The organism is Atribacter sp. (assembly GCF_035418125.1).
Classification (GTDB): Bacteria; Atribacterota; Atribacteria; order Atribacterales; family Atribacteraceae; genus Atribacter; species Atribacter allofermentans.
Map to the genome: position 1 here is coordinate 1 of NZ_DAOLQM010000127.1, position 6,095 is coordinate 6,095.

Annotated in this window: 6 protein-coding genes; all 6 read right to left on the minus strand. The window is 38.3% G+C overall.

Annotated elements, in window-relative coordinates:
* Nucleotides 1–1,131, minus strand: a 1,131-nt coding sequence (locus PLK24_RS07240) for a histidine kinase N-terminal 7TM domain-containing protein (RefSeq protein WP_324477714.1), incomplete at its 3' end; no start/stop codon positions are given.
* 297 nt (nucleotides 1,132–1,428) lie between these two features.
* Nucleotides 1,429–2,241 (minus strand): hypothetical protein, encoded by an 813-nt coding sequence (locus tag PLK24_RS07245; RefSeq protein ID WP_324477717.1) that lies wholly within the window; start codon nucleotides 2,239–2,241, stop codon nucleotides 1,429–1,431.
* 99 nt (nucleotides 2,242–2,340) lie between these two features.
* Nucleotides 2,341–3,045 carry a cyclase family protein gene (locus tag PLK24_RS07250; protein ID WP_324477718.1) on the minus strand — a complete coding sequence of 235 codons (705 nt, stop codon included), beginning with the start codon at nucleotides 3,043–3,045 and terminating at the stop codon, nucleotides 2,341–2,343.
* Between the two features lie 783 nt (nucleotides 3,046–3,828).
* Nucleotides 3,829–4,593, minus strand: a complete 765-nt coding sequence (locus PLK24_RS07255; protein ID WP_324477720.1) for an SDR family NAD(P)-dependent oxidoreductase — start codon at nucleotides 4,591–4,593, stop codon at nucleotides 3,829–3,831.
* Nucleotides 4,590–5,417: an SDR family NAD(P)-dependent oxidoreductase gene (locus PLK24_RS07260; protein WP_324477722.1), complete on the minus strand. Its 828-nt coding sequence runs from the start codon at nucleotides 5,415–5,417 to the stop codon at nucleotides 4,590–4,592. Before PLK24_RS07260 ends, PLK24_RS07255 begins: the two co-directional genes overlap by 4 nt.
* Nucleotides 5,418–5,726: 309 nt before the next feature.
* Nucleotides 5,727–6,095, minus strand: a 369-nt coding sequence (locus tag PLK24_RS07265) for an ABC transporter permease (RefSeq protein WP_502876044.1), incomplete at its 5' end; no start/stop codon positions are given.

Consider the following 6,095-nt stretch of genomic DNA (forward strand, 5'->3'; position numbering starts at 1 on the left):
AATAGCTGCCGCAGGATTTGCCCAACTGATGGTGAGGTCTGGACTGTTGTAAAAAGCAACCATATCGTTCATCGCTTGAAGGATGAGAGATTTTTCTTGTTCAGTCTTTAACCACGCCTCCTTGATCATCAGCTGTTCATTTATTTCATTGAAAACGATAACTTTTCCGATACAACTTTTGTTTTTATTTATAACTGGAGAACTATAAACACTCAGATAAATATGTTTTTTATTATTCCCCAGGTCAACAATTATTGGATCATTGGATATTTTTTCCAATTTTGACCAAATAGGAATAGAATTTTCAGCTGATTTTCCAATAACTGAATTGGTGAGATTTAAAAAATTTTTTGCTTTTGGATTGATATCAACGATTCGATTAAAAATATCAAGAAATAAAAATCCGACTTCAAGATTATCAATCAAAGTTGATCGAGCAATTGGAACCAGATCGATATATTGATAGCGGAAGGAAAACCAGATAAAAATTAAGACCACAGCACCAAATATTAAGGGGGTCAAATCGCACCCAGAAAAAGCCTCTGGATAAAATATATACAAAAGGTGCCCAAAGAAAGGAAAAATAGATAGTGTCAGAATTTGACGAGCTTTTAAAGAAAATTCTTTCGAAGACTTTAATAGAAAACGGAGATAAAGGAATACCCCAACACCAATTAAAGTATAACTATAAATTACTTCTACCCAAAACCATGGTCCATGAACGAACAATGTTCCCGATCCAAACCATCCTTCTGTTTCTTTTAAACTAGCCCAAAGCCAATGATGCCAACTATTGGTTGCAGCCATAGCCACTGAAATTACCGGTAATATACAGAGAAGAATCATTCTTTTTCGAGTGAGTAATTTTTCCAGACCAGTAAAATTAAAGAAAAAAAAGAATAATAAGACTGGGGAAAATTGAGAACCGGGATATCCAATAGCTGCCCAATAGATTTTGTACTTTAGGGAAGGACTTACATATAAAAAGCTATCAGTAATCGACCAAAGAGCTAAAGCAAAAGCAAGTAAGGCTAAATTGCGGCTTAGTAGTGATTTACGGTTCCATATTATTAAACCAAAAGTAAAAACGATGATGCCTGTTGTCTGAAGAATGATAGGAAAATAATTCAATATTATACCCTGATTTTTTATATAGATTTTAAACAGAGAATGTTTTCATTTTTAATCTTACTCTTTTATTCATTTTTCACTTATTAATTTATCAGCTTTTAAAGCATTTGTCATATTTGAAAAATAATATTTTAAATTGTTTTAATATTGTTCTTCAAGCCTGAACCCTTTCCTTAGTTCAACGTTATTACGCTCTGCGATCTTCGACAATGGCTGTTACTGATAACTTTTAAAAACATGCTTTTTGGCGTTGCGTTGAAGGCTAAGCAATGGTTGAATTTTGAATCAGGGTTTGATTTACTTCTTTTTATCTTCGCTGGTGATGTAAAAAGTCACACCTTGATTCGATGGTTTTGGTTGAGTAAGGTTCTGATTTTCTTTCCGACAATGCTCAAACCAGCTTTTAAATTGATCGATTTTCTCTTTCCCACCAAAGTTGTCATTAAAATGATAGAGCTCATAAAAATTATCGTCAGTTAATTTGCCGTTTTTCCAAGTACAAGAACTAACAAAAAGATGTTCAGAATTTACCAATATTCCTTGAAAATTAGGCAAAAAACGATAAAGTGATAAAGCGATTGACCATTCATGATTGCGAATTTCTTCGTTATATACATCCAGGTAGACATGCAAACTTTCATAGTTAGACTTAGCCAAAGATATCCAGGAAGGATTTATTTTCTCAATTTCTGACCAGCTCGGATCCAACATCACTAACTCAATTTTCAAAGGATTTTTTGGACTATTTTGTAAAATTGGTTTGAGTACATCATCAACCATAACCGAGGCATGCTCCAATGAACTTTCTAGCCACCAAATTGTACAAGGGGAACCTTTTTTAAAGGCATTCATAATACAGTCTTTGATATCTGGCCAGGCAGAATAAAAATTATCATACTGTTGAGGACGTTCTAAAACGGTTAGTCGATTAAAAATTTCAAATAAGATCTGAAGAATGAACCAACCCAGGAGGATAATGGCTGCGATTTGTATGAGCTGGGCAATTAGTCCGGGAATAACTACCAATACAACGCTTAAAAAGAATAGGATATAAACTAATATTCTGCGAAAATCAGAATAATTTCTAAAAAAATTCCTATCCGGTCTCACGGATAACCCCTCCTACCAGAGTTAAATAAAGAATAAATGTCCTGATAGTTATATTATCATTATCGGTATTTAATAACTAATATTTAATGAATCTTAATCTTATTCTAAGAAAATCGCCCTTACCGGCGCTCCGGATGTTCCTTTAACCTTCATGGGGAGAGCAAGAAGAATACCTTCTTTTTGAGTGATTTTCCGAACATTGACAATCGGAGCCAACAGAAGAGCGCCTGACTCAAATAGAGAGCCGAGAAGACTTCCCTTGGCTTCCTCATCATCTTCAGACCAAGAAGCTTCAATACAAGTTAAATCAACTCCTAATAAAGCAATTTTTTTATCGATAATCCACTGAAGGGCTTTTCTATCCAAATTTGGTGAATCAAGCACAAAACCCGGCTTATTCCACTGTTGATCCCAACCGGTACCTATTAACAAGGCGTCTCCAGGATTGAGTTCCGGGGCAAACTGAGTTAATAAATCGACGGTGATCAGAGCTTTTGGTTTTTGAGTGGGGAGTTGAATGACCTTGGCAGGAAGAATGCATTGATTCAGGGAATGCTGATCAAGATTGTTTCCCTTGGTAAGTACGTGAGACCCGGCTTCCAAATACGTTCCCGATATAGTGCTGACCGATATTTTTGAAGCAAAAAATCCTTGGTTTTCAACTGAAGCAATAGTGCTTATAACTACCGGTGGAACAACCTTTTCCATACCTGGCAAAGAATAATAACCCCAAAGATTATTTTCTAATTCTCCAGTTATATCAATAATTTTTCGGTTCTTAAAAAATGATATTGGATTCTCCATAACCTTTTCTCCTTTCTTTTTTGTAAATAAAGAGAGCTGTGAGTTGTGAGTAATAAATAATAAAATTTCATCCTCATTTTAAATGATTGATTTATGAGTAAATATTTTAATTCTTGACCGATTCTACAAAAATGACATAAATATTTTTCTTGAAACATCGGGAACAAATGAAAAGAGATTAAAATTTTGGAAGGCACACCTCCCTGAATCCCCCGTCAACAGGGGAATGAATTCATCAATTCCCCTCCTCGGAGGGGTGCCGTTTTAAGGCGGGGAGGGTGTCTTTACGTCTTCCTGAGGCTTCGCATTAGGAAGCCGTGAGGATCTCATCTTTTTAAATTTTTTCACCCTTTTCTAAAGTAGGAAGCTTTTTTATGGGTTTCTTACTACCAAAGTTCATCATTTTTTTATTTTTTTTTATTCGACTCACGTCTCACTATTCACGACTCACTGTTTTTTAGGAATGAGATTGCCACGTCGTCCAACCAAAAAACGGTTGACCACCTCGCAATGACGGATTTAGATAGGTATTTTCATCCTCATCTGGTACTGCTAAGTAGCATGAAAGTCTATCCTGAAAACCACGGGCATGATGAATCAAGCCCCTACAAGAGAATATAAAATGGAGTGGCGCAATTTATTGCGCCTGATTAATGTAGCGACCTGCCATGGCAGGTCGAATCTTGGTTCTCACCCTCATCCCAACCTTCTCCCATCAAGGGAGAAGGTGCAAAAAATTAAGGTGAGGAAGAATGCAATGGTTGTTACTTTTATCTTTAAAAATTATTTTGCTGTATACCCACCATCAACTGGTAGCACTGCTCCGGTTATAAACGAAGCATCCTCCGATGCCAAGAAAAGAATTGCCTGGGCGATTTCTTCTGGTTGAGCAAATCTCCCCAAAGGGTGCATTTGGGAAATTTGTTGTTTCGCCTTCTCCGGTTCGGATTCTTGTTGGAAAATCCGCTCGATTAAAGGAGTTAGCGTTGTCCCAGGAGCGATGCAATTTACCCGAATGTTATCCTGAGCATAATCAACCGCCATCTGTTTGGTGAGCTGAATAACTCCTCCTTTGGAGGCACAATAAGCAGCTGAGATTGGCCAGCCTAATAAGCCAGAGATAGAAGCAGTATTGACAATAGCTCCGCCACCGGATTTTTTCATAATAGGAATAACGGCTTTGGCCATTAGATACATACCTCGCAGATTAACTGCCATCACCCGGTCCCATTCTTCTATAGGCATTTCATGAACCGAATAAGGCGACTCCACTCCGGCATTATTGATTAAAATATCAATGCCTCCGTAAGTTTTTAAAGATTGATCGATAGCCTTTTCAATCTCTTCTGGATAAATCAGGTTTCCGGAAATAAAAATTCCTCTTCCTCCACCATCCAAGATTTTCTGAAGGCATTTTTCGCCATTTTCGATATCTCGGTCGAAAATGGTTACGATAGCTCCCTGTTGAGCAAACAACAATACAGCCGCTTCCCCAATACCGGTTGCCCCTCCTGAAATGAAAACTTTTTTATTGGCAAATCTCTTCATTGTATTTCCCTCACTCCATTAGCTGTATATCCTCCATCGACAGGGAGAGCGACGCCGGTTACAAAAGAAGATACATCGGAAGCAAAAAAGACTGCTGAAGCTGCTATCTCTTCTGGACGTCCAATCCGGTTCATTGCTGCCATACCAGCAAAAACTCTCCGAGAAGCTTCTGGATCTGATTGCTTTCCAAGGTAAAATCGGAACATTTCAGTATCGATAAATCCGGGGCAAATACAATTTACCCGGATTTTGTACTTTGCATAATCAAGCGCCATTTGTTTGGTCAAAAGTACCATTCCGCCTTTTGAAGCACAGTAAGAAGCTAGTACCGGGTTACCTAATAAACCACGGATAGAAGATATAGTAATAATTGAACCCTTACCAGCCTGCATCATGGCAGGAAGAAGCATCTGGGAGAGAAAAACAAAAGCTTTGAGGTTAACCGAAAGTACGGTGTCCCAATCTTCTTCGGTAATGGTATGAACCATGTCGGGTGAGTGCTGGGTTCCAACCCCACTGTTATAAACTAAGATATCGATATTCCCCAGTTCTGAGGTAGCTTTTCTAACAATGGCTTCAATTTCCTGTTTCTTAGTTAGATCTCCTTGGACTAATATTGCTTTTCCCTTATTATGTGTGATTTCCTGAACGACTTGTAAGCCATTTTCCAAGCTCCGGTTAACATGGACGGCAACTCCCGCACCCTCTTGAGCAAAACGTAAGGCAATGGCTTTCCCGATACCAACCCCAGCACCAGTAATTAGTGCTTTTTTCCCAACTAACTGACCTTCGATATTCGTCATTCTATCCTTTGCCTTTCTCATGAATTCTATCCTGAAAATACTATCAAATGAATTCTTTAATCGGTCATCCTGAGCCCTTGCCTTTTAAGGGCGTGAGGATCTCATCTTTTCATTATTTTAAAAAAATTGACTAAATGAGATTGCCACGTCGCACAAAACGCTCCTCGCAATGACGGAGCAGAAGGTTGAGATTGCCACGTCACTTCGTTCCTTGCAATGACGAATCAGGACAAATTCAAATCCCCCTAACCCCCTTTGCTAAAGGGGGAAATTCATTTATGAATGTGTAATTTCCATCCTCATTTGATGCCACCAACGTGGCATGAGGGTCTATTTAATACCAGCAGCTTGATGAGATTTCTTTTTCAATCTCTTGCCAATCAACGCCTTTGATATTCCCTCTCTGCCAACCACATAGATGAGCAGCAGACCTAAAACGACCAACTGCCAAAAGGGATTTAAATTTAATAAACTAAATCCGTTGGTTAAGAGGAAAAGTGCCAAAACACCCAGAAGAGAACCGGCAATTGTACCCTTACCACCGGTAATAGCTGTCCCACCGATGACTACAGCAGTCACCACTTCGAGAGGTGAATTTAATCCGGCATCGGGGATAATCGCTCGAATTCGAATCGAAAAGAGGAGACCAGCACAAGCACAAATAAAACCACTTAAAATATAAACGGTATATTTTATTCG